General features: G+C 71.8%; 26 protein-coding genes, 1 tRNA gene and 1 riboswitch. Of the genes, 14 read left to right on the top strand and 13 right to left on the bottom strand.

The annotated features are described in order from the left end of the window. Positions 1-5 precede the first annotated feature (5 nt). Positions 6-2159, top strand: coding sequence for a carbon starvation CstA family protein (locus tag OG974_RS27380; RefSeq protein WP_327285334.1), 2154 nt, complete (start codon positions 6-8; stop codon positions 2157-2159). Further along, the gene (locus tag OG974_RS27375; RefSeq protein WP_327285333.1) at positions 2156-2353 is read left to right on the top strand and encodes a YbdD/YjiX family protein; all 198 of its coding nucleotides are present in this window, start codon (positions 2156-2158) and stop codon (positions 2351-2353) included. Before OG974_RS27380 ends, OG974_RS27375 begins: the two co-directional genes overlap by 4 nt. A gap of 51 nt (positions 2354-2404) precedes the next feature. Here the strand turns inward: OG974_RS27375 and OG974_RS27370 are convergent, their stop codons facing one another. Next, a complete protein-coding gene (locus OG974_RS27370; RefSeq protein ID WP_327285332.1) occupies positions 2405-2962 on the bottom strand; it encodes a Uma2 family endonuclease in 558 nt (185 codons plus the stop codon). 105 nt (positions 2963-3067) lie between these two features. On the opposite strand from OG974_RS27370, the gene OG974_RS27365 reads away from it, so the two are divergent. From OG974_RS27365 to OG974_RS27345, 5 genes are all read left to right on the top strand, one after another. Continuing rightward, on the top strand, positions 3068-3568 hold the full coding sequence (locus tag OG974_RS27365; RefSeq protein ID WP_327285331.1) for a GNAT family N-acetyltransferase: 501 nt from the start codon (positions 3068-3070) through the stop codon (positions 3566-3568). 34 nt (positions 3569-3602) lie between these two features. Continuing rightward, positions 3603-3744, top strand: a riboswitch (cobalamin riboswitch). Between the two features lie 139 nt (positions 3745-3883). Next, entirely contained in the window at positions 3884-6286 is a 2403-nt protein-coding gene (locus tag OG974_RS27360) for a ribonucleoside-diphosphate reductase subunit alpha (RefSeq protein ID WP_371644741.1), read from the top strand. After that, positions 6286-7302 carry a ribonucleotide-diphosphate reductase subunit beta gene (locus tag OG974_RS27355; protein WP_327285330.1) on the top strand — a complete coding sequence of 339 codons (1017 nt, stop codon included), beginning with the start codon at positions 6286-6288 and terminating at the stop codon, positions 7300-7302. The genes OG974_RS27360 and OG974_RS27355 overlap by 1 nt, the downstream gene beginning before the upstream one ends. 113 nt (positions 7303-7415) lie before the next feature. Next, positions 7416-8129, top strand: coding sequence for a helix-turn-helix domain-containing protein (locus OG974_RS27350; protein WP_327285329.1), 714 nt, complete (start codon positions 7416-7418; stop codon positions 8127-8129). 47 nt (positions 8130-8176) lie between these two features. Further along, positions 8177-8599 (top strand): DUF3703 domain-containing protein, encoded by a 423-nt coding sequence (locus OG974_RS27345; protein WP_327285328.1) that lies wholly within the window; start codon positions 8177-8179, stop codon positions 8597-8599. Positions 8600-8694: 95 nt separating this feature from the next. Here OG974_RS27345 and def read toward each other — a convergent pair whose 3' ends face one another. From def to OG974_RS27305, 8 genes are all read right to left on the bottom strand, one after another. After that, positions 8695-9330: a peptide deformylase gene (gene def, locus OG974_RS27340; RefSeq protein ID WP_327285327.1), complete on the bottom strand. Its 636-nt coding sequence runs from the start codon at positions 9328-9330 to the stop codon at positions 8695-8697. A gap of 60 nt (positions 9331-9390) precedes the next feature. Next, entirely contained in the window at positions 9391-10401 is a 1011-nt protein-coding gene (locus OG974_RS27335; protein ID WP_327285326.1) for a hypothetical protein, read from the bottom strand. 119 nt (positions 10402-10520) lie between these two features. Next, on the bottom strand, positions 10521-11828 hold the full coding sequence (locus OG974_RS27330; RefSeq protein ID WP_371644737.1) for an HD-GYP domain-containing protein: 1308 nt from the start codon (positions 11826-11828) through the stop codon (positions 10521-10523). Then, positions 11825-13330: an HD-GYP domain-containing protein gene (locus OG974_RS27325; RefSeq protein WP_327285324.1), complete on the bottom strand. Its 1506-nt coding sequence runs from the start codon at positions 13328-13330 to the stop codon at positions 11825-11827. The genes OG974_RS27330 and OG974_RS27325 overlap by 4 nt, the downstream gene beginning before the upstream one ends. 175 nt (positions 13331-13505) lie before the next feature. Next, the gene (gene rsrA, locus OG974_RS27320) at positions 13506-13808 is read right to left on the bottom strand and encodes a mycothiol system anti-sigma-R factor (protein WP_053784609.1); all 303 of its coding nucleotides are present in this window, start codon (positions 13806-13808) and stop codon (positions 13506-13508) included. Next, on the bottom strand, positions 13805-14449 hold the full coding sequence (locus OG974_RS27315) for a sigma-70 family RNA polymerase sigma factor (RefSeq protein ID WP_008741505.1): 645 nt from the start codon (positions 14447-14449) through the stop codon (positions 13805-13807). Before OG974_RS27315 ends, rsrA begins: the two co-directional genes overlap by 4 nt. 353 nt (positions 14450-14802) lie before the next feature. Then, entirely contained in the window at positions 14803-15459 is a 657-nt protein-coding gene (locus OG974_RS27310) for an alpha/beta family hydrolase (protein WP_371644734.1), read from the bottom strand. Between the two features lie 53 nt (positions 15460-15512). Then, positions 15513-16328: an SOS response-associated peptidase gene (locus tag OG974_RS27305; RefSeq protein ID WP_371644732.1), complete on the bottom strand. Its 816-nt coding sequence runs from the start codon at positions 16326-16328 to the stop codon at positions 15513-15515. Positions 16329-16381: 53 nt separating this feature from the next. Here OG974_RS27305 and OG974_RS27300 point away from each other — a divergent pair, with 53 nt between their 5' ends. From OG974_RS27300 to OG974_RS27285, 4 genes are all read left to right on the top strand, one after another. Further along, entirely contained in the window at positions 16382-17101 is a 720-nt protein-coding gene (locus tag OG974_RS27300) for a M50 family metallopeptidase (protein ID WP_371644731.1), read from the top strand. Positions 17102-17165: 64 nt separating this feature from the next. Beyond that, entirely contained in the window at positions 17166-18515 is a 1350-nt protein-coding gene (gene aroA, locus OG974_RS27295; protein ID WP_327285320.1) for a 3-phosphoshikimate 1-carboxyvinyltransferase, read from the top strand. A gap of 8 nt (positions 18516-18523) precedes the next feature. Further along, the gene (rsgA, locus tag OG974_RS27290; RefSeq protein ID WP_327285319.1) at positions 18524-19534 is read left to right on the top strand and encodes a ribosome small subunit-dependent GTPase A; all 1011 of its coding nucleotides are present in this window, start codon (positions 18524-18526) and stop codon (positions 19532-19534) included. 91 nt (positions 19535-19625) lie between these two features. After that, on the top strand, positions 19626-19949 hold the full coding sequence (locus tag OG974_RS27285) for a multidrug efflux SMR transporter (protein ID WP_327285318.1): 324 nt from the start codon (positions 19626-19628) through the stop codon (positions 19947-19949). Here the strand turns inward: OG974_RS27285 and OG974_RS27280 are convergent. After that, positions 19915-20487 carry a TetR/AcrR family transcriptional regulator gene (locus OG974_RS27280; RefSeq protein ID WP_327285317.1) on the bottom strand — a complete coding sequence of 191 codons (573 nt, stop codon included), beginning with the start codon at positions 20485-20487 and terminating at the stop codon, positions 19915-19917. The two genes, OG974_RS27285 and OG974_RS27280, sit on opposite strands and share 35 nt — an antisense overlap. Positions 20488-20623: 136 nt before the next feature. Between OG974_RS27280 and hisN the strand changes: the two genes are divergently transcribed. Beyond that, positions 20624-21430, top strand: coding sequence for a histidinol-phosphatase (gene hisN, locus OG974_RS27275; RefSeq protein ID WP_327285316.1), 807 nt, complete (start codon positions 20624-20626; stop codon positions 21428-21430). 147 nt (positions 21431-21577) lie between these two features. Then, positions 21578-21973, top strand: coding sequence for a CBS domain-containing protein (locus OG974_RS27270; RefSeq protein ID WP_327285315.1), 396 nt, complete (start codon positions 21578-21580; stop codon positions 21971-21973). Positions 21974-22030: 57 nt separating this feature from the next. On the opposite strand, the gene OG974_RS27265 is transcribed toward OG974_RS27270, so the two are convergent. After that, positions 22031-23500 (bottom strand): catalase, encoded by a 1470-nt coding sequence (locus tag OG974_RS27265; protein WP_327285772.1) that lies wholly within the window; start codon positions 23498-23500, stop codon positions 22031-22033. Positions 23501-23638: 138 nt separating this feature from the next. Between OG974_RS27265 and OG974_RS27260 the strand changes: the two genes are divergently transcribed. After that, on the top strand, positions 23639-24055 hold the full coding sequence (locus tag OG974_RS27260; protein ID WP_053784599.1) for a Fur family transcriptional regulator: 417 nt from the start codon (positions 23639-23641) through the stop codon (positions 24053-24055). A 118-nt stretch (positions 24056-24173) separates the two neighbouring features. On the opposite strand, the gene OG974_RS27255 is transcribed toward OG974_RS27260, so the two are convergent. Next, positions 24174-24247, bottom strand: a tRNA-Met gene (locus tag OG974_RS27255). A gap of 114 nt (positions 24248-24361) precedes the next feature. Next, positions 24362-26218 carry a tetratricopeptide repeat protein gene (locus OG974_RS27250; protein WP_327285314.1) on the bottom strand — a complete coding sequence of 619 codons (1857 nt, stop codon included), beginning with the start codon at positions 26216-26218 and terminating at the stop codon, positions 24362-24364. Positions 26219-26320: the final 102 nt, after the last annotated feature.

Below are 26320 nucleotides of genomic sequence, written 5' to 3'. Positions count from 1 at the left end.
GGGGCATGACTCCCAAGTCGATCGCCGTCTGGGTCCTCGTCGGCCTCGTCGGGGCCCTCGGCTGGGGCATCCTCGCCCTCTCCCGCGGCGAGGAGATCTCCGCGGCCTGGCTGCTCGCCGCCGCGCTGGGCTCGTACGCCATCGGCTACCGCTTCTACGCGCGCTTCATCACCGACCGCGTCCTGAAGGTCGACAAGACGCGGGCCACCCCGGCCGAACGCCTCGACAACGGCGTCGACTTCCACCCCACCGACCGCCGGGTGCTGTTCGGCCACCACTTCGCCGCCGTCGCCGGAGCCGGCCCCCTGGTCGGCCCCGTCCTCGCCGCGCAGATGGGCTACCTGCCGGGCACCATCTGGATCGTCGCCGGCGTCATCTTCGCGGGCGCCGTCCAGGACATGGTCACCCTCTTCTTCTCCACCCGCCGCGACGGGCGCTCCCTCGGCCAGATGGCCCGGGACGAGATCGGCCCCGTCGGCGGAGCCGCCGCCCTGGTCGCCGTGTTCGCCATCATGATCATCCTGCTGGCTGTGCTCGCCCTGGTCATCGTCAACGCGCTGGCGCACTCCCCCTGGGGCGTCTTCTCCATCGGCATGACCATCCCCATCGCGCTCTTCATGGGCTTCTACCTGCGCGTGCTGCGGCCGGGCCGGGTCACCGAGATCTCCGTCATCGGCGTCGCGCTGCTGCTGCTCGCCATCGTCGCGGGCGGCTGGGTCGCCGACTCCTCGCTGGCGAGCACCTTCACCCTGGAGAAGGAGACGCTCGTCCTGTGGATGGTCGCGTACGGCTTCATCGCCTCGGTGCTGCCGGTGTGGATGCTCCTCGCGCCCCGCGACTACCTCTCCACCTTCATGAAGGTGGGCACCATCGCGCTCATGGCGGTGGGCGTGGTGCTGGCGATGCCGACCCTGAAGATGCCCGCGGTCACCGACTTCGCCGCCCGCGGGGACGGGCCGGTCTTCGCCGGGTCGATGTTCCCGTTCGTCTTCATCACCATCGCCTGCGGCGCCCTGTCCGGCTTCCACGCGCTGGTGTCCTCCGGCACCACCCCGAAGATGATCCAGAAGGAGACCCAGGTCCGGGTCATCGGCTACGGCGCCATGCTGACCGAGTCCTTCGTCGCCGTCATGGCGATCATCGCGGCCACCATCATCGAGCCCGGCCTGTTCTTCGCGGTCAACTCCCCCGCCGGCGTCATCGGCACCACGGTCGACACCGCCTCACAGGCCGTCACCCACTTCGGCTTCGCCATCTCCCCCGAGTTCCTCGCACAGGCCGCGAAGGACGTGGAGGAGACCAGCCTGCTGTCCCGTACGGGTGGCGCGCCGACCTTCGCACTCGGAATGTCCGAGATCTTCTCGTCCGTGGTCGGCGGCGCCGGCATGAAGGCGTTCTGGTACCACTTCGCGATCATGTTCGAGGCTCTGTTCATCCTGACCACCCTCGACGCGGGCACCCGCGTCGGCCGGTTCATGCTCCAGGACACCCTCGGCAACGTGTACAAACCCTTCAAGGACATCAGCTGGAAGCCCGGCGTGTGGCTGGCGAGCGCGCTCGTCGTCGGCGGCTGGGGCTACTTCCTGTGGGTCGGCATCAAGGACCCGTTGGGCGGCATCAACCAGCTCTTCCCGCTGTTCGGGATCGCGAATCAGCTGCTCGCGGCGGTGGCCCTGGCCGTCTGCACCACGCTGCTGGTGAAGTCCGGGCGACTCAAGTGGGCGTGGGTGACCGCCGTCCCGCTGGCCTGGGACGTGGCCGTCACGCTCACCGCGAGCTACCAGAAGGTGTTCTCCGACGACGTGAAGGTCGGGTTCTTCGCCCAGCGCGACAAGTACCAGAGCGGCATCGACGCCGGAAAGGTGCTGCCGCCGGCGAAGAACGCGGGCGAGATGCACACCATCGTCACCAACGCCACGGTCGACGGCGTCCTGTCTGCGCTCTTCGCGGCACTGATCATCATCGTGCTGCTGGACGCCGCGCGGACCTGCCTCAAGGCCGTCCGCAGCCCGGAGTCGGTCAGCCTGGCCGAGGTCCCGTGGACCGAGTCGAAGATCGTCGCTCCAGCCGGGCTCATCGCGACGCCCGAGGAGCGCGCCGAGCTCGCCGCCGCCGGCCTGGACTCGGGCGGCGGCCGCGCGAAGGAGCCCGTCGCATGAGCGGCGTCCGAGCGGCGCTGACGAAGGTGAGCTACTTCGTACGGGAGTTCTCGGGCGAGGCGGCGTACGACCGGTACGTCGCGCACGCCCGTACGCACGACCCGGACGCGCGGGTCATGACCCGCCGCGCCTTCGAACGCGCCCGTACGGACTCCCGCGAGGCGGACCCCCGCGAGGGCTTCCGCTGCTGCTGAGCCCTGACTCACCCGAGGGCCCCGCCGAGCAGGCGGGGCCCTCGGGCGTTCTCAGCGCACCCAGTCCTTGAGGACCTCGGTCTGGAGGGTGATGCCGATGGGGTCGGGGAGCTCGGCGTCCTTGCCGTACGCCACGACGCGGGTGTTCTCGTATCGTCGGCCGTTGGGCTGGCTGTAGACGGAGATCTCGCACTTGGCCCGGTCGATCAGGAGGTAGACGGGGATGCCCGTCTCCGCGTAGGCGCGGGGCTTCTCGACGTGGTCCCGCCGGTGGGTGTCCGAGTCCCACGAGGTCATCTCGACGGCCATGAGGATCGGGGCGGGGTCGACCCAGTCGCCCTGGCCGGCGAACGCCTTGGCCGGTGCGAGCACCGCATCCGGAATCGCCCGACCTGCCCGGTACTCCTGGGCCTTGATGCCCTGCCCGGGATGCAGCCACAGCTCGGGGCGGTACTGCATACAGATCCGCGTGAGCCACTGGATGATCATCCCGTGGTCGCCGTCCGGCATGGCCTTGCTCCTGATGATCCCGTCGATGAACTCCAGCCGTGTCCCCTCCCTCTCGCGCGCCGCCATGCGCGCCACGGCTTCGAAGTCCTCAGTCAGCATGTGGGGCCGGTCTGTCATCACGGTCGTGCCTCGCTCGCCCTTCTCGACGGTGCCGTCTCCGACGATAGCGCCGGGCACCGACAGCCGTCCGGCACACTCGACCGCATGGACATCGTGATCAGGGAAGCATTGGCGACGGAGTACGGGACGCTCGGGGAGATCACCGTGCAGGCCTATCTCGGGGACGGGTTGCTCACCTTCGGCGAGGAAGACCCGTACCTCGCGCGGCTGCGGGACGTGGCGGGACGGGCGGCCGACGGAGAGATACTCGTCGCCGCGACGAGCGACGGGCGGATCCTCGGCGGTGTGGCCTTCGCCGCGCCCGGGAGCCCGCTGTGCGACATCGCCGGAGCCGGCGAGGCCGAGTTCCGGATGCTGGCCGTCGCCCGGGAGGGTCGCGGGCGGGGCGCCGGGGAGGCGTTGGTACGGGCCTGCATCGACCGCGCCCGCGCGATCGAGGGCGTACGGCGCCTCGTGCTGTCCACCACGGACGACATGGTCGGGGCCCACCGGATCTACGAACGGCTCGGTTTCGTCCGTACCCCCGGACGGGACTGGGAGCCCGTCCCCGGCCTCGCTCTGCTCACGTACGGTCTCGATCTGTAGCGACGCCGACACAACATCTAGGGGGTCGCACACGAGGCGGCCCCCACATGTATGCTCGTCCTCGCTGTCGTCGCAGGGGAATCCGGTGGGAATCCGGAACTGTCCCGCAACGGTATGAAGTACACCCATTGGTGTCACCGCAAGTCCGATGACCTGCCGACAGTGCGCCCGGCTCGACCGAACCGGGTGTCGATACGTCCGGGCCTCGCGGTTGGGCCGGTGGACGCCGCGCGGTGCTGCCCTGCCATGCCCGCGCGCGCCCGCTCGCGCCCGCACCAAAGGTGTCCCGGAGCCGAGCGAGGGAGAGCTCCCCCCGTGACCATCGCGCCTTCCGCACCGCGCGCCGAGTCCGACCCGTCCGACACCGGAATCGAGACCGGGGGACCTGGGGCCGCACTGCTGCGTACCCTCACCGAGCTGACGGCCGACCTCCCCGACACCGACCCGGGCCGGGTCGCCGCCGCCGCGCTCCGCGGGCGCAGCGCCGCCGCCGACGAGGCCGAACTGCGCGGACTGGCCACGGAGGCCGCCGCCGGTCTGATCTCCGAGGACCCGGCGTACTCCCGGCTCGCCGCCCGGCTGTTGACGATGGCCGTCGCCGAGGAAGCCACCGGCCAGGGGGCCACCTCCTTCTCCGCCTCCGTCGCGGTCGGTCACCGCGAGGGCCTGATCGCCGACCGCACCGCCGAGTTCGTGGCGCTGCACGCGAGCCGCCTGGACGCGCTGGTCGAGCACACGCTCGCCGAGGGCGCCGACGACCGCTTCGGCTTCTTCGGCCTGCGCACCCTGCACAGCCGCTACCTGCTGCGCCACCCGATCACCCGCCAGGTCATCGAGACCCCGCAGCACTTCATGCTGCGCGTGGCCTGCGGCCTCGCCGAGAACGACAGCGTCCAGGCCGTCGAGGAAGTGGCCTCGCTGTACCGGCTGATGAGCCGCCTCGACTACCTGCCGTCCTCCCCGACGCTGTTCAACTCCGGCACCCGGCACCCGCAGATGTCCTCCTGCTACCTGCTGGACTCCCCGCTGGACGAGCTCGACTCGATCTACGACCGCTACCACCAGGTCGCGCGTCTGTCGAAGCACGCCGGCGGCATCGGTCTCTCGTACTCGCGCATCCGCGCCCGCGGTTCGCTGATCCGCGGTACGAACGGCCACTCCAACGGCATCGTGCCGTTCCTGAAGACCCTCGACGCCTCCGTCGCGGCCGTGAACCAGGGCGGCCGCCGCAAGGGTGCCGCCGCCGTCTACCTGGAGACCTGGCACGCGGACATCGAGGAGTTCCTGGAGCTCCGCGACAACACCGGCGAGGACCAGCGCCGTACCCACAACCTGAACCTGGCGCACTGGGTGCCGGACGAGTTCATGCGCCGCGTGAACGCGGACGCCGACTGGTCGCTGTTCTCCCCGGCCGACGTGCCCGAGCTGGTCGACCTGTGGGGCGACGAGTTCGACGCCGCCTACCGCAAGGCCGAGGCGGACGGCCTGGCCCGCAAGACCATGCCCGCGCGTGACCTGTACGGCCGGATGATGCGCACCCTCGCGCAGACCGGCCAGGGCTGGATGACCTTCAAGGACGCCTCCAACCGCACGGCCAACCAGACCGCCGAGCCGGGCACCGTCGTCCACTCCTCGAACCTGTGCACCGAGATCATCGAGGTCACCAACGACGGCGAGACCGCCGTCTGCAACCTCGGCTCGGTCAACCTCGGCGCCTTCGTCGTGGACGGGGAGATCGACTGGGAGCGGCTGGACGAGACCGTCCGCACCGCCGTGACCTTCCTCGACCGCGTGGTCGACATCAACTTCTACCCGACCGAGCAGGCCGGGCGCTCCAACGCCCGCTGGCGTCCGGTGGGTCTGGGCGCGATGGGCCTCCAGGACGTCTTCTTCAAGCTGAAGCTGCCGTTCGACTCCGCCGAGGCGCGGGCGCTGTCCACCAAGCTCTCCGAGCGGATCATGCTGGCCGCGTACGAGGCCTCCTGCGACCTCGCCGAGCGGAGCGGCCCGCTCCCCGCCTGGGAGCAGACCCGCACCGCCCGCGGTGTCCTGCACCCGGACCACTACGAGACCGAGCTGAACTGGCCGGAGCGCTGGGACGCCCTGCGCGCCCGCGTCGCGAAGTCCGGCATGCGCAACTCGCTGCTCCTCGCCATTGCCCCGACGGCGACGATCGCCTCGATCGCCGGCGTGTACGAGTGCATCGAGCCGCAGGTCTCCAACCTCTTCAAGCGCGAGACGCTGTCGGGTGAGTTCCTCCAGGTCAACGGCTACCTGGTGGAGGAGCTGAAGAAGCTCGGCGTGTGGGACGCCCAGACCCGTGAGGCCCTGCGCGACTCCAGCGGTTCGGTCCAGGGCTTCGGCTGGATCCCGGCCGAGGTGCGCGAGCTGTACCGCACGGCGTGGGAGATCCCGCAGCGCGGTCTGATCGACATGGCGGCGGCCCGTACGCCGTTCCTCGACCAGTCGCAGTCGCTGAACCTGTTCCTGGAGACGCCGACCATCGGGAAGCTGTCCTCGATGTACGCGTACGCCTGGAAGCAGGGTCTGAAGACCACGTACTACTTGCGTTCGCGCCCGGCGACGAAGATCGCCCGTGCCGCGCAGGCGGCCGCCCCCGCAGCGCTGCCGCTGGCCGACGCCGCCGCCGAAGCCGCGGCCGCGGAAGCGCTCGCCTGCTCCCTTGAGAACCCCGAGTCCTGCGAGGCCTGCCAGTAATGAGCTCCACCGACAAGAAGAACCTGCTCGACCCGGGCTTCGAGCTGACGCTGCGTCCCATGCGCTACCCGGACTTCTACGAGCGCTACCGGGACGCGATCAAGAACACCTGGACCGTCGAGGAGGTCGACCTCCACTCGGACGTCGCGGACCTCGCGAAGCTGACGCCGGCCGAGCAGCACATGATCGGCCGTCTGGTCGCGTTCTTCGCGACGGGCGACTCGATCGTCTCGAACAACCTGGTGCTGACGCTCTACAAGCACATCAACTCCCCGGAGGCGCGCCTGTACCTGTCGCGCCAGCTGTTCGAGGAGGCCGTGCACGTCCAGTTCTACCTGACGCTGCTCGACACCTACCTGCCCGACCCGGACGACCGCGCGGCCGCCTTCGACGCCGTCGAGGAGATCCCGTCGATCCGCGAGAAGGCGCAGTTCTGCTTCAGGTGGATGGATTCGGTCGAGAAGATCGACCGGCTGGAGACCCAGGCCGACCGCCGCCGCTTCCTGCTGAACCTGATCTGCTTCGCGGCGTGCATCGAGGGCCTGTTCTTCTACGGCGCCTTCGCGTACGTGTACTGGTTCCGCTCGCGCGGCCTGCTGCACGGCCTGGCCACCGGCACCAACTGGGTGTTCCGTGACGAGACCATGCACATGAACTTCGCGTTCGAGGTCGTGGACACGGTCCGCAAGGAGGAGCCGGAGCTCTTCGACGAGCAGCTCCAGCAGCAGGTCACCGACATGCTGAAGGAGGCCGTGGAAGCCGAGCTGCAGTTCGGCCGCGACCTGTGCGGTGACGGCCTGCCGGGCATGAACACCGAGTCGATGCGCGAGTACCTGGAGTGCGTCGCGGACCAGCGCCTGGTCCGTCTCGGCTTCCCGCCGGTGTACGGCTCGCAGAACCCGTTCTCGTTCATGGAGCTCCAGGGCGTCCAGGAGCTGACGAACTTCTTCGAGCGCCGTCCGTCGGCCTACCAGGTCGCGGTCGAGGGCACGGTCGACCTGGACGAGGACTTCTAAGTCCCGTCCGGCCACCGCCGGTACGGCTTGATAGCGTCCCCGCCCATGGGGAGCGACACCCGGTCCACCGGGTTCTCGGGCGGGGGCGCTTCGTCGTGTCCCGGGCCGGCCGCATGACCGCCGACGGGTGGGCGGGGCGGGCCCGGCTGCGGCCGGGGGGCCTGCTGTACGGGGGCGCCGTCGGGTCCGCCGGTGTGCACGCCCATCACTCCGTCCAGGTCATCGCCGCGCTGGACGGGGACGAGCTGTTGATGGCCGGGCCGGACGGGGAGCCCGTCGGGTGCCGGGCGTACGTGGTCCCGGCCGGGGTGCGCCACGCGGTGCTGCGCGGGGCGCCGCACGGGGTGGTGCTGCACTACGACCCGCTCTCCTCGGCGGGGCGCCGGCTCTCGGCGCTGGCGGGGGACGCGGGGGACCTCGTACCGGCCGCGGGGCTGCCCGCCGACGCCTTCGAGGCGGCGTGCGCACTGGACGCCGTACTACCCGGAGGGCCGCAGCCGGACGCGGCGGAGCACCCGGGGCTGGCACGGGTACTGGAGTGGCTGCCCGGCCGGGAATCGGTACGGCTGGCTCGGGCGGCCGAGGTGGCGTGCCTGTCGGAGAGCCGCCTCGCGCACCTGTTCCGGGCGGAACTCGGGCTGCCGTTCCGCCCGTACGTGCTGTGGCTGCGGCTGATGCGGGCCGCCGAACTGGCCTCCCTGGGGCACTCCCTGACGGACGCGGCGCACGGCGCGGGCTTCGCCGACGGGGCGCATCTCAGCCGGGTGTGGCGGCGGATGTTCGGGATCACGCCGTCGGGCTTCACCCGCACCGTCCAATGGATGTAGCAGGTTCGTTCAAGCCCCGCAGGGCCCCGTGGCCGCACTGTGGGCGCATGAGAAACGCAATGAGCAAATGCGTGGCCGCCTGCACCGGCAAGTCCATGCCGGCCGCCGTGCGCAAGGCCTTTGAGGACGAGCTGCGCCGCGCCCGCGAGGCCGCGCCCGACACCCGGGCCATGTGGACCGCGCTGGAGCGGGCGCACATCATCTCCCAGGCCTGGGCCTGGCCCCACACCCGCGCCCACTGGCACATGTTCCGGCTGGCGGTGCGCTGCCGGGACCGGGCGGAGACGGTGGGGCAGGTGGTGCGGATCCTGGTGGCCGGCGCCGGGTCGGTGACCGGGCGCGTGCCGTACGGCAACACCGGGCGTACGGCGGCGGGCCTCTTGACGCCGATGCCCCTGCCGGACGATCTGCGGGTGCTGCTGGGCCGCGCGCAGACGCCGGTCGATCCCGCGCTCGCGCAGGCCTCCTAGGCGTTCACCGCGCGCGTCACGTCCGTGCTGCCGCCGCCCGGCAGTGGTGTCGACCCGGGGCCACCGGGCCGACTCCCCTGCCGCAGCGGGCGGTGCTACGCGTTCGGGACGGTCTCGTAGCGCGGGGTGCCCTCTTCCATCTGGCGCAGGGCGTCCTTGCGGTCGCGCTTCGAGAGGCGGTCGATGTACAGGTACCCGTACAGGTGGTCCGTCTCGTGCTGGAGGCAGCGCGCGAAGTAGCCCGTACCGCGGACCTTGATCGGGTTGCCCTGAGCGTCCTGGCCGGTCACCTCGGCGTAGTCCGGGCGGGCCAGCGCGGCGTAGGCGGTCGGGACCGACAGGCAGCCCTCGTTGGAGTCGTCGAGCACGCGGGAGGCGGCCGGCAGCTCCACCAGCTTCGGGTTGACCACGAAACCGGTGTGCCGCATGCCGTCGTCGTCCGGGCAGTCGTAGACGAAGACCTTGGCGTCCACGCCGATCTGGTTCGCGGCCAGGCCCACGCCCTCGGCCGCCTTCTGGCTGGCGAACATGTCGTCGATCAGCCGCGCCAGTTCGTCACCGAACTCGGTGACGTCCTTGCACTCCCGGTGCAGTACGGGGTTGCCGACCACCGTGATCGGGCGGGCGGTGCCGCGCTCGCGGTGGGCGACCTCGCGCGCCTCACAGTCCTCGGTGTCCACGACGTACCCGTCGTTGACGACCTCGACGACCTCGTTCTCCTGCTGCGCCATGTCCGCCGTACGCCTTCCGTAAGTCCGTTCACAATGTGCCGGTACAGCCTACGGTGCCGCTCAGCAGACCTCTTCGAGATCCCGCCATTCACGGGTCTCCGGGCTGTCCGCGACCCAGCCGTCGAGCAGTCCGCGCACCAGGCCGGCCGGCGCCGCGATGCCGCACTCCCGCTCAGGCACCCACAGGGGTCCGGAACCGTTGGTGCGGTGGCCCAGTGGTCCGGGGTGCCCCGGTTCGCTGTGGTCGTGCGGGTCCAGGTGCTCCCCGTCGCCCTCGCCGCTCGGCATCACGCTCTCCGAGCAGGTCCGGCACAGCAGCCGCACCGAGGACGACCAGTCCTCGGCGGCGAAGCCCGCGTCCGAGGCCAGCTGCTCCAGTGCGTCGCGGTCCTCCTCGGTGGCCGCCTCCAGCAGGACCACCCAGGTCGGCACCGGGGAGGGCGCCCACAGCTCGATCTCGTCGAAGACGGGGTACGAGGGCCCCGCCGCGGTGACCCGCTCGCCGTGCGGGACCCCGTCGTGCAGGACGACCTCGCCCCAGCGGCGTCCCGAGGAGGGCAGCGGGATCGAGAGGACCTCGATGCGGGCCGGATCGAGCCTGCGGCCCCACACGACTTCGGCCTCGCCCTCGGGGGACAGCCGCACGGCGGCGCTGCCGAGCTCCATGCCGACCGGTTCGCCGCTGCCTTTCGCGGGGTGGGCGCCCGGGCCGTGCGGGTCGCCGGGCACCTTCAGCCCGTACGCCTGCCAGGCCCGGCGGGCCAGCGGCCAGTCCTGCAGCGCGGTCGCGGCGATCCCCACGTTCCACCAGTCAGGGGCGCCGGTCTCGCGGTCCAGCAGGGCCACGGCGCGCAGTCCGGCGGACCGCGCCTGCTCCCAGTCGTGCCGGAACTTGTGCAGCAGTGCGAGGTTGAACCAGGACTCGGACAGCCAGGGCTCCAGGTCGGCGGCTCTGGTGAGCAGCGCGCCCGCGTCCTCGTACCGCCCGTCGCCGATCAGCGTGAACGCGCGGTCGGTGGCCTGCCGCCACGAGGCGGAGGGTCGATGCCGTACCTTCCCGAAGATCCTCACAATTCCCGCCTGCCTGGGGGCACCTCCCAGCAGTGGCTGGGGGACAACGGTGCAGCCTTGCGGACACTCCTACTTGCATCCAACCATGCCCACTCGGACGGCCGCTCATTACCCATGGGTTACCCCGGCGGGACGGGAACAACTCTGTCACGTCCGCCCCTGGCCAGAACCCTTGCAAGACACTCCACGACCTCCGGCTGGTAGTCGCGCCCGGTGCCCAGCCGCAGCTGCTCCAGGGCCGCCAGTGGGCCGCCCGGGTGACGGCTCCCGCCGAGCAGGTCGTCGTACGCGTTGACCGCCCGCACGATGCGCGCCGCGACGGGCTGGTCACGGTACGGGTCCGCCTGCCGCTCCACCACCACGGCCACCTCGGCGGGCACCCCGGTCTGGCGGGCCACCTCACCGCCCAGCTCAGCGATCCGGCGGGCCTCGGCGGCGGGCAGTCCGGCGGTGGCCCCGGCCCGGACCGGGTCGACGAGGGACAGCTGACCGATGTCGTGCATGAGGGCGGCGTATTCCAGCACCGTGAGCTCCCGCTCCGACAGGCCGAGCTCCCGGCCGACGGCGCAGCTGAGCGCGGCGACCCGGCGGGAGTGCCCCGGGCGGGTACAGCCGGCGATCTCGGTGGCCCGGGCCAGGGAGGTGATGGTCTGGCGGTAGGTGGTGCGGATCGCGCTGATCCGGTGGAAGGACATCTGGGTGAGCAGCAGGGGAACGCAGAAGACGGGCAGGGCCCACAGGCCGGCGACGGCCACGCCGAGGGCCATGACGAGCCCGGTGGCGCAGATCGCCGAGCCGATGCCGAGCTGGGCGCGCAGCTCGTCGCGCAGCAGCGGCCCGTACGGCCAGCCCGTGCGGGCGCGGGCCAGCACGGCGGCGAGGACGGCGTCGCACAGGGCGGTCAGGCCGAGCAGGAACAGCAGGAAGAGGACGAGGTACGGGCCCTGCCCGATCCCGTGTTCCAGCCGGCCGGAGTTGTAGAGCGGCTGGAAGCAGACGGCGGCGAAGGAGACGGTCAGGACCCGGCGGGCCAGGTGGTCGGCGGTGGGTGCGCGGCCCCGGGCGACGTGCGGGACGATCCCGGCGAGGGCCGCGGCGACGACGACCGCGACGATCTGGAGCACGCCGTGGTGGGTGGGCTGGGCGCCGCTCGGGCCGAGCAGGGCGTACGCGAGGGCGCCGGCGGAGCCCAGCGGTGCGGGCTGGCGGTCCCCGCCCCCGTCCTGGGCGGCCCGGAGGACGCCGGTGTCACGGGCGTCACGGGCGTCGCCGGTGTCGCGGCGGGCGAGCTCACCGCAGGCGATCAGGGTGCCGAAGGCCAGGGCGGTGCCGGGTTCGACGAGTCCGTACCAGAGGGTGTGTCCGAGACCGGCCAGGGTGAGCGCCCCGGCGGCCCCGCGCACCGCCGCGACGACCGGGCCCCTCACGGTCCGTCCCCGCCGTCGGGCTCCTGCGCGGCCCGCGGTTCCGCGGTCCGTACGACGAGGCGGGCGCCCTGGGCCGGGAGCCCGGCCAGCCCGGGGCCACCGGCGTCCGCGACGGCTCCCGACGCGGAAGCGGAAGCGGAAGCGGAACCCGAAACGGAGGGGGGAGCGGAACCGGCCGGGATCACCTGGACGTCGTCGTCGGCGGTGACCACCGGATGCCAGCCGTGCCGCCCGATGGAGGTGACCAGGGCGCGGACCATCACCGGATCGAAGTGCGCCCCGGCACAGCGTTCCAGCTCGGCCAGGGCCACCGGCACCGGCCGGGCCCGGCTGTACGAGCGGGTCGAGGTCATCGCGTCGAAGGCGTCGGCCACCGCCACCACCCGGGCCGGCACCGGGATCTGCTCCCCGGCCAGCCCGTACGGATAACCGGAGCCGTCGACCCGCTCGTGGTGGTGCAGGATCGCGGACCGGGCCTCGCCCAGGCAGCCGATGCCGCGCACGATCTCGTGCCCGTACTCGGGGTGGAGCTCGATGATCCGGCGCTCCTCGGGGGTCAGCGGGCCGTCCTTGCGCAGCAGCCGGGTCGGGACGCCGATCTTGCCGACGTCGTGCAGGATCCCGGCGATGCGGACGACTTCGAGCCGGTCCTCGGGCATGCCAAGCTCGCGGGCGATCATCGCGGAGGCCTGGCCGACGCGTTCGCCGTGGCCGCGCGTGTAGCGGTCCTTGAGGTCGACGGCCTGGACGAGCGCCCGGATCGTGGCCTGGTGGGCTGCGCGCTCGCGGTGGTACTGGGCGAAGATCCAGCAGGAGACGTACATCGGCAGCAGGACGAGCAGCGCGGCCGGGAGCCCGTACGGGCTGCGCCACATGACGGCCATCATCAGCCCGGCGAGGCCGTGCACGCAGTGCGGGGCCAGGGAGCCGGTGAGCAGGCCGTGCCATGCCGTGCGCGCGGGGCGGCGCTCGGCGGTGGCCAGGACGCCCCCTTCGAGGGCGGTCAGTACGAGGCAGAAGGCGGCGGCCGCGGCTGCCGCGGGGAGCATCGCGTACGGGAACTCCGCGAGCCGCCCGCCGGGAGGCCCCGCGAAGGAGCGTCCGCCCAGCGCGACCGGCCCTCCCAGCAGCCCGAACGTCCACGCCGCGGCCCAGGCGGCGACGGCCTGCTGCGCCGCGTGCCACACCCGCCGGACCCGGGCGGGCCGTTGGACGACCGCCTGGGCGAATCCGCCGGGCAGCGCGACGAGCGCGGCGGCGGCCGGCGGCAGCAGGAAGACCGCGGCGAGCACCACGGGGAAGAAGGAACCGATGCCCTCGGGGACCCTGATGCCCGGCAGCGGGCAGGCCTTGACCAGTTCGCAGCCGAGGTAGAGGAGGGCGAGCAGCCCGACGGCCGGCCAGGGGGTGCCGGGATCGGCGAAAGCCGGAGCGGTGCAGGCCGAAGCCGCGAGGACGGCGCACAGGACGTATCCGCGCGCCGCCGGCGGAAGTACCCGCATGGCGCTCTCCTCCCCTGTGCGGTGCACGTCCGGCGCGGCATCGCACCGGCACCGTTTGGGGAGAATAGGTGGGGCCCCTTGCACAGCGGGCCACATTTTCGTATTGCGCCGTACGGGCGCCCCCGGATTAGCACCTTCGGGTGAACGAAGTGGGCTTCCAGGGGCGGTTGTTCGATCAGCCGGTGGCGGGGTCCGCGGTCACGTCGTGATCGGGGACGGCCTGGCCGGAACGGATCAGCTCGATCCGCCCCATGACCTTGGAGCGCAGGTCGGTCGGCACGTCGTCCGAACCGCAGCAGCGCTTCACCAGCTTCTTGACGGCCTGCTCAAGGCCGTACTTCTCCAGGCAGGGATTGCACTCGCCGAAGTGGGTCTCGAACTTCGTGCAATCGCTGTCCGGCATCTCGTGGTCCAGGAACTCGTACAGGTGGTCCAGGACCTCGGAGCACTCCGTCTCGTGCGGCTCTCCGCAGCTCATGAGCCCGAGCCTTTCAGGTCGTTCGACTCTCCCGCGCCCGCGGGGACCAGCCCGCGCTCACGGGCGTAGTCCTCCAGCATTCCGCGGAGTTGACGGCGGCCACGGTGCAGTCGCGACATGACCGTACCGATGGGTGTACCCATGATGTCCGCGATCTCCTTGTACGCAAAGCCCTCTACGTCAGCAAGATAGACCGCGATGCGGAACTCTTCCGGAATGGCCTGAAGGGCTTCCTTCACATCCGAGTCGGGCAGGTGGTCCAGCGCCTGCGACTCGGCGGAGCGAAGTCCCGTCGACATGTGCGACTCGGCGCGCGCCAGCTGCCAGTCCTCGATCTCCTCCGCGGCGCTGCGCTGCGGTTCACGCTGCTTCTTGCGGTAGGAGTTGATGAACGTGTTGGTCAGAATGCGGTACAGCCACGCCTTGAGATTGGTGCCCTCGCGGAATTGGTGGAAGGACGCGTATGCCTTCGCATACGTCTCCTGGACCAGGTCCTCGGCGTCGGCCGGATTGCGCGTCATGCGCAGCGCGGCCGAGTACATCTGGTCGAGGTAGCCGAGGGCATCCCTCTCGAAGCGCGCATTGCGCTCCGGGGTCGTCTCCTCCGCGTGGCCTTCGTCGGTCCCAGCGACAGGACCCACCTCCTCCGACTGCGTGACGGCTCCGAAAGCGGACCCGCTCGAATCGGAGAATAGTCGACCCTCCCGGCCTTCCGCCGCCTGAAGCGGGCCGCGCTTGGGCCCGGGCAGGACCGTCCAGTCCAGGCCTGCCGCCTGCGGACGGTGCTGGCTGATGACCTGGGTCATGCGCTCCCTCTCCTCCGACGTGTTCCCGTACGTTCTGACATCCGGCACAACAGAAGGGTCGGGTCCCGCATTCCCGGGCGGGGGCAGGGTTTTCGACCTCTGTCAGGTGGGCGCCGGAAAGTGATCGGAATCACTTCGCATTTCCAGCGGATTCCCGGATTCCGTACCGCCTGGGCAATGCGGGCCGATCAGTGGGGAAGCCCGCCCAGCCAGGCGGCGACGGCCTCGGTGATCACCGTGAGGGTCTCGTCCTGGGTCGGACCGGCCTTCTTCGGCACGGCGAAGCCGTGATCGCCGTACGGAACCTCCACCAGCTCGTACGGGGCCTGCGCGGTCGGCGGCGGGAACTCCTCCGGCCGCCCGAAGGGGTCCCGGCCGCCCTGGACCACCAGCGTGGGCCGCCCGGCTCCGGTGAGCTCCCCGGCCCGGGACTTCTCGGGCCGGCCCGGCGGATGCAACGGGAACGCCAGGGCCAGCACGCCGGCCGCCCCCAGCTCGGCGGCGGTCCGGCAGGCCACCCGGGCGCCGGCGCTGCGCCCGCCCGCCACCACGGGCAGTCCGGGCTTGGCCAGCGCCGGCCACAGGGCCCGCCAGCCCTCGTCGAGCACCTTGGGCGCGGCGGCCACCTTCTTCCCGGCGACCCGCCACGGCTGCTCGACGAGCGCGACGGTGATCCCGTGCACGGGCAGGGCCGCGGCCAGGGCCTGGAGGTCGCGGGCCTCGATCCCGCCGCCGGCGCCGTGACTGACGGCGAGGACGAGGCGGGCCGTGCGGGCGGGGGCGGGGTGCCAGGTGATGCGGGCCTCGCCCGCCGGGGTGTCGACGCTCTCGGTACGCGTGATCATGGCACCCATCCTGCACGGGTCGGGCAGCCCTCAGGGGGCAGACACAGCACGGGTCAGAACAGCGTGCACTCCTCCGGCGCGGCCAGCTCCTCCAGCAGCTCCGGGCCGTTGTTGCGGACGTTGCTGACGGCGGTGGAGACGGGGTAGGCGCGCATCAGGCCGCCCGGCGGCGGCGCGAGCAGGGCCTGGAGTTCGTCGGGGTCGGTCCGGGCCGGGTCCAGCCAGGCGTCCCAGCGGTCCGGGGTCAGCATGAGCGGCATCCGGGGGTGGATGTCGGCGAGCGAGGCCGGCCCCTCGGCGGGGGCTACGCCCAGCGGCCCGGTCTCGGCCTCAGCGGTGATCACGGAGCAGGTCGCCCACCAGGCCTGGGGGTGGTCGCCGGGGAGGACCGGATCGCGCCAGAACTCGTACATCCCGGCCATGGCGAAAACGGAGCCGTCGGCGGGGAGCACGAAGTACGGCTGCTTGCGGGCCCGCTTCTTCTTGCCCTCGACCTCCAGCTGCCGCTCGTCGTGGGCGGTGACCCACTCGTAGTAGCCGTCGGCGGGGACGATGCAACGGCGCTGCGCGAAGGGACGGCGGAAGGACGGCTTCTCTGCCAGCGTCTCCGACCTGGCGTTGATCATCCGGGCGGCGCCGTCGGGGTTCTTGGCCCAGGAGGGGACGAGCCCCCACTTCAAGACGCGCAGCTGACGAACCGGACGCGGGTCCGCCGCGTCTTTCACGGGACGGTCGAGGACGACGTGGACCTGCTTCGTCGGGGCCACGTTCCAGTCGGGTGCCAGGGTCTCCTCGGGCTCCCACCGCTCGACGCCGAAGGCCTCCGCCAGTTCCTCGGGCTTACGACTCGCTGCATACCGTCCGCACATGGCTGCCACACTGCCATCCCGCCCACCCCTCACCGCAAGGAGTCCGCCACTCTATGGACAGCACCCCGACCGCCGCCGCCGGCCTGTGGGACCGGCTCACCGGCATACAGACCCCGCCGGCCCTGTGGCTGGTGATCGTGACGGGCGTGGCCGCGCTGACCGCCGTGGGGCTGCGCCCGCTGTGGCGGCTGTCCCGCAACGCCGTGACCATCGCCCACGAGGGCGGCCACGGGCTGATCGCGCTACTGACCGGCCGGCGGCTCGACGGGATCCGGCTGCACACGGACACCAGCGGCGTCACCGTCAGCTGGGGCAAGCCCACCGGGATCGGCATGATCTTGACGGCCGCCGCCGGGTACACGGCGCCCCCGCTGCTCGGGCTCGGCGGGGCGGCGCTGCTGTCGGCGCACCGGATCACGCTGCTGTTGTGGGCGGCCACCGCGCTGCTGCTGGCGATGCTGGTGGTGATCCGGAACGCGTACGGCGCCCTGACGGTGGTGCTGACCGGCGGCACGTTCGTCCTGGTCTCCTGGTTCGCCACGGCCGAGGTCCAGGCCGTCTTCGCGTACCTGGTGGTGTGGTTCCTGCTGCTGGGCGGGGTGCGCCCGGTCTTCGAGCTGGGCGCCAAGCGCCGGCACGGCGGGGCTCCGGATTCCGATGCGGACCAGCTGGGGCGGCTCACGCACGTCCACCCGGTGGCCTGGCTGCTGCTCTTCCACGCCGTCGCCCTGTGCTCGCTCATCGGCGGCGGGCGCTGGCTTCTCAACCTCTGAGACCGACCCCCGGCGGCGGCGCGATCAAGATCTGGGCCCGGGGGGAGCCACTAAAGTGGGGGCCATGACCGAGACCCCCGCGCTCCCCGCCCTCTGGCCCGCTCCGCTCGCCGACGGCACCGTCCACGCCACCGTCACCGTGCCCGGGTCGAAGTCGGTCACCAACCGCGCCCTCGTCCTCGCCGCGCTCGCCGCCGAGCCGGGCTGGGTGCGCCGCCCGCTGCGCTCGCGCGACTCCCAGCTGATGTCGGACGCGCTGCGCGCGCTCGGCGTCGGCATCGAGGAGACCGCTTCCTCCAGCTCCGGTGACGGCGCCGGCGGCGAGGCGTGGCGGATCATCCCCGCCGCCCTACACGGCCCGGCCACCGTCGACGTCGGCAACGCGGGCACGGTCATGCGCTTCCTGCCGCCCGTGGCCACCCTGGCCGCCGGTGACATCCGCTTCGACGGCGACCCGCGCTCGTACGAGCGCCCCCTCGGCCAGGTCATCAGCGCCCTGCGTACCCTCGGCGCCCGGATCGACGACGACGGGCGGGGCGCGCTGCCGCTGACCGTTCAGGGCGGTGGGGCGCTGGAGGGCGGCGTCGTCGAGATCGACGCCTCCAACTCCTCGCAGTTCGTCTCGGCCCTGCTGCTGTCCGCCCCGCGCTTCAACCAGGGCGTCGAGGTCCGGCACGTGGGCACCACCCTGCCGTCGATGCCGCACATCCGGATGACGGTGGAGATGCTGCGCGCGGCGGGCGCCCAGGTCGACACCCCGGAGGCGGGCGGCGAGCCGAACGTGTGGCGGGTCGCGCCGAGCGCGCTGCTGGGCCGCGACATGGTGGTGGAGCCGGACCTGTCGAACGCGCAGCCGTTCATGGCGGCGGCCCTGATCACCGGTGGCACGGTCACGATCCCGGACTGGCCGCGCCGCACGACCCAGCCCGGCGACGAGCTGCGCCGGATCTTCACGGAGATGGGCGGCTCCTGCGAGCTGACCGACGCGGGCCTGGTCTTCACCGGCAGCGGCAAGATCCACGGCATCGACGTGGACCTCGGCGAGGTCGGCGAGCTCACCCCCGGCATCGCGGCCGTCGCCGCGCTGGCCGACTCCCCTTCCACCCTGCGCGGGGTGGCCCACCTGCGCCTGCACGAGACGGACCGGCTGGCGGCGCTGACCACCGAGATCAACCGGCTCGGCGGCGAAGTCACCGAGACCGCCGACGGCCTGCACATCCGTCCGCGCCCGCTGCACGGCGGCGTGTTCCACACGTACGACGACCACCGGATGGCCACCGCGGGCGCGGTGATCGGCCTGGCGGTCGAAGGCGTGCAGATCGAGAACGTGGCGACGACCGCGAAGACCCTGCCGGACTTCCCGAAGATGTGGACCGACATGCTCGGCAAAGCTGCGCCGGTAGCGGGAGCGTAGGGCCCGTCATGCGCAGGTACGGCAAGCACACCGACGAGGACGACATCCGCCAGCGGCCCAACCCCAAGGGCAACCGGCCCCGGACCACCATCCGGCCCAAGCACGAGGACGCGGCCGAGGGCTTCGTCCTGACCGTCGACCGGGGCCGGCTGACCTGCCTGGTCGACGGCCGCACGATCCACGCGATGAAGGCCCGTGAGCTGGGCCGCAAGGCGGCGGTCGTCGGCGACCGGGTCTGGATCGTCGGCGACCTGACCGGGAAGAAGGACACCCTCGCGCGGATCGTGCGGATCGAGGAGCGCAAGTCGGTCCTACGGCGCACCGCGGACGACGACGACCCGTACGAGCGGGTGGTCGTCGCCAACGCGGACCAGCTGGCGATCGTGACGGCGCTGGCCGACCCGGAGCCGCGGCCGCGGATGATCGACCGCTGTCTGGTGGCCGCGTACGACGCCGGGCTCGAACCGCTGCTCGTGCTCACGAAGTCGGACCTGACCTCCGCGGACAAGATCCTGGAGATCTACTCCACGTTCGGCCTGAACTACGTGGTGACCAACCGCGATGAGCTGGCGAGCGGTGACGCCGCCGACCGGGTGCGCGAGCGCCTGGCCGGCCGGATCACCGCCTTCGTCGGCCACTCGGGCGTCGGCAAGACCACGTTGGTGAACTCGCTGGTCTCCGAAGGCCGCCAGCGCGCCACCGGGCACGTCAACGCGGTGACCGGCCGCGGCCGGCACACCACCACCTCGGCGCTCGCGCTTCCGCTGCCCGCCGGCGACGGCTGGGTCATCGACACCCCGGGCGTGCGCTCGTTCGGCCTGCACCACGTCGACCCGTCCCGGGTGATCCTGGCCTTCCCGGACCTGGTTCCCGGTACCGAGGACTGCCCGCGGGCCTGCAGCCACGACGAACAGGACTGCGCGCTCGACAAGTGGGTGGAGGACGGCCACGCGGATCCGGCGCGCCTGTACTCGCTGCGGCGGCTGCTGCAGACCCGCGAACGCCGCGAAGGCGACTGATCGTCCGGAGGGGTTTGCCGGGTACCGCGTCTGGTAAATGCATAGTCGCACCATGTGACACGACGTCACCTGAGGCGGGGAGGCATGCGCCATGGCGTGGCTGCTGGTGGTCGTCGCGGGGATCCTGGAGACCGGTTTCGCGGTCTGCCTCAAGCTGTCCCACGGGTTCACCCGGCTGTGGCCGACCATCGCCTTCGCCTGCTTCGCCCTGGGCAGCTTCGGCCTGCTGACGCTGGCGTTGAAGAAGCTGGACGTGGGCCCCGCCTACGCGGTGTGGACGGGCATCGGGGCCGCCGGTACGGCCATCTACGGCATGATCTTCCTCGGCGACCTGGTCTCCACCCTCAAACTGGTCTCGATCACGCTGGTCATCCTGGGCGTCATCGGCCTCCAGCTGTCCGGTTCGACTCACTGAGCAGGCGCAGGAGCCGCATCAGCTCACCGAGGCCCGGCTCCTCTCCCGGGGCTATCACGTACGACAGCGCGAGGCGCACGGCGAGCTCGCACCGCTGCGCCCCCTCCCCCGGGGCGAGCGTGGCCGAGGCCCGGTCGCGGACGGCCCGGGCCAGCTCCCCGGGCCCGGGGGCCGGCACTCCGGGCCGCACTCCCTGCCCGGGCGGCACCGGTAAGTTCCCGTCCCAGCAGCCCGTCAGCAGGGCCCGTACGAGGGGCCGCGCGCGGGCCGCCCGTACGGTCCACTCCGCGACCGAGGCGAGACGTTCGGCCACCCCGGCCGGGGAGCGCAGCACCCGGTCCACCCCTTCGAGGTACCAGTCGGCCTCGCGGCGCACCAGGGCCCGGCCCAGGCCGGCCTTGCCGCCGAACTCGTTGTAGAGGGTCTGCCGGGACACCCCGGCGGTGGCTGCCACGTCGACCATCCGCACCGAGGGCCAGGGGCGTGCCAACAGTGCCGCACCCGCAGCTTCCAACAAGGACTCCCGGGCTGCCGGCATGCGCGCCTCCCCGCTCGACTTCCCCGCTCGGCCTTCCCGCCAGAGTTGACGGACCGACAGATCCTGTCAAGGGCGCCTGCCGGTCGCACCGTGGACGGCGTTCGCCGGGTCCGGGGAGTCCCGATACTGTTCGGCCATGCCCGAGTATGACGATGACCTGCGCCTTGCCCTTGAGCTCGCCGACGCGGCGGACACCGCCACGATGCAGCGGTTCCGCGCCCTGGACCTGAAGGTCGAGACGAAGCCGGACATGACCCCGGTGAGCGAGGCGGACAAGGCCGCGGAGGAGGTCGTCCGGGCCGGGATCGAGGCCGCGCGGCCCGCCGACGCCATTCTGGGCGAGGAGTACGGCCTCAAGGGCAGCGGCCCGCGCCGCTGGGTCGTGGACCCGATCGACGGCACGAAGAACTACGTGCGCGGCGTACCCGTCTGGGCGACGCTGATCTCGCTGATGGAGGAGGGCTCCGACGGGGTCTTCCGGCCCGTGGTCGGCGTGGTTTCGGCGCCGGCGCTGGGTCGCCGCTGGTGGGCGGCGCAGGGCGCGGGCGCGTACGCCGGCGGTGCGCTGGGTGGTGCTCCCGTACGGCTCGGCGTCTCGAAGGTGGGCACCCTGGGCGACGCCTCCTTCGCGTACTCCTCGCTGAGCGGCTGGGAGGAGCAGGGCCGCCTGGCCGGGTTCCTGGACCTGACCCGGCAATGCTGGCGCACCCGCGGTTACGGCGACTTCTGGCCGTACATGATGGTCGCCGAGGGCTCGCTGGACCTGTGCGCGGAGCCGGAGCTGAACCTGTGGGACATGGCGGCCATCGCGGTCGTGGTCCAGGAGGCGGGAGGCCGGTTCACCAGCCTGGACGGCGCGCAGGGCGTGCACGGCGGGAATGCGGCCGCCTCGAACGGGCTGTTGCACGAGGAGATGCTGGGGTATTTGCGCCCGCGCGCCTGAGCCGTCGGGTCCCTGCACCCGGACAACCGGGTGCGCCCTCTTGATGACCCTCCGTGTCCATGGGAATCTGAGACTCCTCCGCTTGTGCGCTTGTGAAGTCCTTCTCTAAGTGCGGCGGAGGACTCTCCCCAGGAGGTGGTCCTCTTCATGCTCGTCCGCGACGCCATGAGCACCGTGATCCTCACCCTCGGACCCGCCCACACCCTCCGGCAGGCGGCCAGCCTGATGTCCGGCCGACGCGTCGGCGCAGCCGTCGTCCTCGATCCCGACCACAGCGGGATCGGCATCCTGACCGAACGCGACATCCTCAACTCCCTCGGTGCGGGCCACGATCCCGACCGGGAGTCCGTGGGTGCGCACACCACCAACAACGTGGTGTTCTGCACCCCTCAGGCCACCGTCCAGGAGGCCGCGGAGGCGATGGTCCACGGCGGCTTCCGCCATCTGATCGTGCTGGAGCACGGCGGCCCCGTCGGCATCGTGTCCGTGCGCGACGTCATCCGCTGCTGGGTGCCGGACCGGCGCAGCGCCGTACCCGCGTAAGCCGGAGGGCCGGACCCCGTCCGGGGTCCGGCCCTTCAGCTGTCGACGAGCGGTGGATCAGCCGCGGAGGGCCTGGACCGCGGCCTCCAGCCGCTTGCCGAAGTCACCGTCCGCCTGACGGAAGTTGTCGATCGCGCGCTCGGCGAGGTCGTCACGGGAGACCTTGGCGATGAAGCCGGAAAGATTCTCGATCAGACGGGACTTCTCGTCCTGCGGCATCAGCCGGTAGAGGTTGCCGGCCTGGACGAAGTCGCTGTCCTCGGAGTGCACCGGGGCGGCGTGGTTGCCCGTGCCGCCCGACACCGGGACGGACTGCCACAGCGGGCGGTCGGTCTGGTGCGGGCCGCCGAAGCTGTTCGGCTCGTAGTTCTTCGCACCCTTGTGGCGACCGTCGTACAGGAAGCCGTCACGGGAGTTGGTGCGCGCCTCGGTGGCGTGCGGGCGGTTCACCGGCAGGTGGTCGGCGTTGATGCCGACGCGGTAGCGGTGGGCGTCGCCGTACGCGAAGAGGCGGCCCTGGAGCATCTTGTCCGGGGACGGACCTATGCCGGGGACGAAGTGGGCCGGGCTGAAGATGCTCTGCTCGACCTCGGCGAAGACGTTCTCCGGGTTGCGGTTGAGCTCCAGCTTGCCGATCTCGATCGGCGGGTAGTCCTCGTGCGGCCACACCTTGGTGAGGTCGAACGGGTTGAAGCGGTACTCGGTCGCGTCGGCCGCGGGCATGATCTGGACCTGCACGGTCCAGGTCGGGAAGTCGCCGCGCTCGATGGACTCGCGCAGGTCGCGCTGGTGCGAGTCGGGGTCCTCACCGGCGAGCTTGTTGGCCTCGGCCTGGGTGAGGTTCTTGATGCCCTGGTCGGTCTTGAAGTGGTACTTGACCCAGAACACCTCGCCGGCCTCGTTGTTCCACTGGAACGTGTGCGAGCCGTAGCCGTTCATGTGGCGGTAGGACGCCGGTATGCCGCGGTCGCCGAACAGCCAGGTCACCTGGTGGGTGGACTCGGGCGAGAGGCCCCAGAAGTCCCAGACGTTGTCCGCCTCCTGCGAGCCGGTGTACGGGTCGCGCTTCTGGGTGTGGATGAAGTCCGGGAACTTGATGGCGTCCTTGATGAAGAACACCGGGGTGTTGTTGCCGACGAGGTCGTAGTTGCCCTCTTCGGTGTAGAACTTCAGCGCCCAGCCGCGGGGGTCGCGCACCGCGTCGGCCGCGCCGAGGTTGCCCGCGACGGTGGAGAAGCGCAGGAACGTCTCGGTCTGCTTGCCGACCTCGGACAAGAACTTCGCCCGGGTCCACTGCGAGACGTCACGGGTGAGGGTGAAGGTGCCGTACGCGCCGGCTCCGCGGGCGTGCACCACGCGCTCCGGGATGCGCTCGCGGTTGAAGTGCGCCAGCTTCTCAAGGAGCAGCTGGTCCTGGACCAGGACGGGCCCTCCGACGCCGGCCGTCTCGCTGTTCTGGTTGTCGGCGACCGGAGCCCCGGCCTCCGTGGTGAGCGGTCCCTGCGTCACGTGCGCCTCCTGCGTCATTCCTGCCATGTGCCTGTCCTTGGCCCTGTCGTCTACTGCACTCGATCCTACGATGGACTTTGTCTAAGTCAAGTAAGGTTCCAACTCCACACACGTTCGGGAGTTACACCCATTCCCCGCGCTGTTAGGCTGGTGTCCATGAGTGACCTGCTGGAACGACTTCGCGGACGCGGATGGCGCATGACCGCACAGCGGCGTGTCGTGGCCGAGGTGCTCGACGGTGACCACGTTCACCTGACGGCCGACGAGGTGCATGCGCGCGCGGTGGACAAGCTGCCGGAGATCTCGCGCGCCACCGTCTACAACACGCTGGGTGAGCTCGTGTCCCTCGGCGAGGTGCTGGAGGTCTCCACGGACCGCCGGGCCAAGCGGTACGACCCCAACGCCCACCAGCCCCACCAGCACCTGGTCTGCGCCCAGTGCGGCGCGATCCGCGACGTGCACCCGTCGGGGAACCCGCTGGCCGACCTCCCGGACGCGGAGCGCTTCGGCTTCGTGGTGTCGGCGGTCGAGGTGACGTACCGCGGGCTGTGCCCGTCCTGCGCGGGGGCGTGACGAACCAGCGAAGCGGAGGGCCCGGGAACGATGTTCCCGGGCCCTCCGCTTCGTTGCACTTCGTTCGCGTAAACGACTGAAGGCCCGGATCCAGAGGATCCGGGCCTTCAGCCTTCAGTAGCGGGGACAGGATTTGAACCTGCGACCTCTGGGTTATGAGCCCAGCGAGCTACCGAGCTGCTCCACCCCGCGTCGGTAAACACGACTTTACGTGACGCCCCCGCACAGATGCAAATCGCTTAACGATGGGCCCCGCAGACCCCTGCGCCCCGCCGGCCGGGGGTCAGGGGTCAGGGGCCCCGGGGGTCAGGCGGAGAGTTCCTCCGCGAGGGCCTCGCGGAGGCGGGCGGCGCGCTCGGAGACCTCCGCCGGCCCCAGCTCCATGGCCCGGACGCACCACTTCTGCCCCTCGGCCAGGTCCCCGTGCCGGGCGGCCAGCAGCCCCAGCCGCAGCGCCGCCCGGCCGTGGCCGGCCACCGCGGCCCGGGTCCACCACAGTGCGGCCTCCGGCTCGTTCCCTTCCCGCGCCAGCAGCAGCCCGAGGTTGAAGGCCCCGTTCCGGGACCCGGCCTCGGCCGCCTCCCGGTACCACCGGGCCGCGACCGCCAGATCGCCCCGCGCGGCGGCGAGCATCCCGACCCGCACCTGGGCGCGCCGGTGCCCCAGCTCCGCGGCCCGCTCGTACCATTCCTCGCTCTCGCTGCGCCCGGCCCCGCCGACCGGCTCGCCCAGCGCCACCGGCTCCGGCGGCGGAGCCAGCGACTCCAGCAGAGCGGCCAGCCGGAACGCCGCCTCCGCGCTGCCGCCGCCCGCGGCGCAGCGCAGGTGCCGCTCGGCCGCGCGGTCCTCGCCGTCGCGGACCAGCGCGATCCCGACCTGGAGCGCCGCGTCGGTGTGGCCGGCCGACGCGGCCCGCTCGTACCACTTCAGCGCCGTCCGGTCGTCGTCCCGGCTCGCGAACAGGATGCCGAGGTTGAACGCGGCGTCGACGCTGCCCGCCTCGGCCGCCTTCGAGAACCACGGCTCGGCCCCGGCCGCGTCGCCGACCTGGAGCAGCATGATGGCGAGGGCGTTGGCGGCCTCCCGGTGGCCGGCGTAGGCGGCGCGCCGGTACCACTGCTCGGCCTGGGCGGTCCGCTCCTGTGCGGCGCACAGCAAAGCAAGGTTGTACGCCCCGTTCTGGTCGCCCGCGTCCATGGCGGTCCGGTACCACTTCTCCGCGGTCTGGGTCTCGCCCCGCGCGGCGTGCAGCGCCCCCAGGGCGTTGGCGGCGTTCCCGTCGCCGTCCTGTGCGGCCCGGTTCCACCACGCGACGGCGCTCTCCTCGTCGCCGGCGTCGCGCAGCAGGAAGCCGAGCGCGCACGCGGCGCGCGCCTCGCCCTGCTTGGCGGAGGTCAGGTACCAGCGCCCGGCCTCCTTGAGCTCGCCGCGCGCCTCCAGGAGGGCGCCCAGGTGCAGTGCGGCCTGCCGGTGCCCGCGCGCGGCGGCCTGCCGGTACCACTGCTCGGCCTCTGCGGGGTCGCCCTTGCGCAGGTGCCGGGCCAGCCGGTAGGCGGCTTCGCGGTGCCCCTGCTCGGCCGCCTGCCGCAGCCAGCGCTCGACGCCCTTGTCGCCGCGGTGCTCCAGCAGCTCGGCGAGCCCGTACGCGCCGAGGGCATGGCCGGATTCCGCTGCCTGGCGGAGCCAGTACTCGGCGGCGGGCTCGTCCCCGCGCTCGCGGAAGTGGCGGCCCAGCGCGTGTGCGGCCGGCGCGGATCCGGCCACGGCGGCGACGCGCCACCAGCCGGCGGCCTCCTCGGGGTAGCCCCGTTGGAGCAGCAGCACTCCCAGGTTGTTGGCGGCGGCGCGGTCCCCCTCCGCGGTGGCGCCGCGCAGGTACGGCTCCGCGCCGGCCAGGTCGCCGCGGCGCAGCAGCAGCGCCCCGAGCACGCTCATCGCGCCCGGGTCCCCCCGGTCGGCCGCGACCCGGTGCCGTGCCTCCAGCTCGGTGTCGCTCGCCGGGTCGGTCTCGGCGAACATTTCCTCCGCGAAATCCGCATCGGTCAGTGCGGTCTGCGCGTTAACGACCGGAGCCTCCTCGTTGGCCTCTGCGCCCGATTCGACTTCCGCCCTCACAAACCGCCCTGTCTCCAGCAGAGTTGACCTGTCCCCCATAAATCCCATCGTCGCATCACCTGCTACCCGCGTACACCTGGTATGTCGCAGCCTGTGAGGTCACTACAGCGTTTTGTCGACATGCCCACAGAGAGATAAGTCAAACACGGT

This window comes from Streptomyces sp. NBC_00597, assembly GCF_041431095.1.
Taxonomy (GTDB): domain Bacteria; phylum Actinomycetota; class Actinomycetes; order Streptomycetales; family Streptomycetaceae; genus Streptomyces.
Note: the sequence above shows the minus strand (reverse complement) of the source record. Positions and strands in the feature narration are given on the sequence as shown.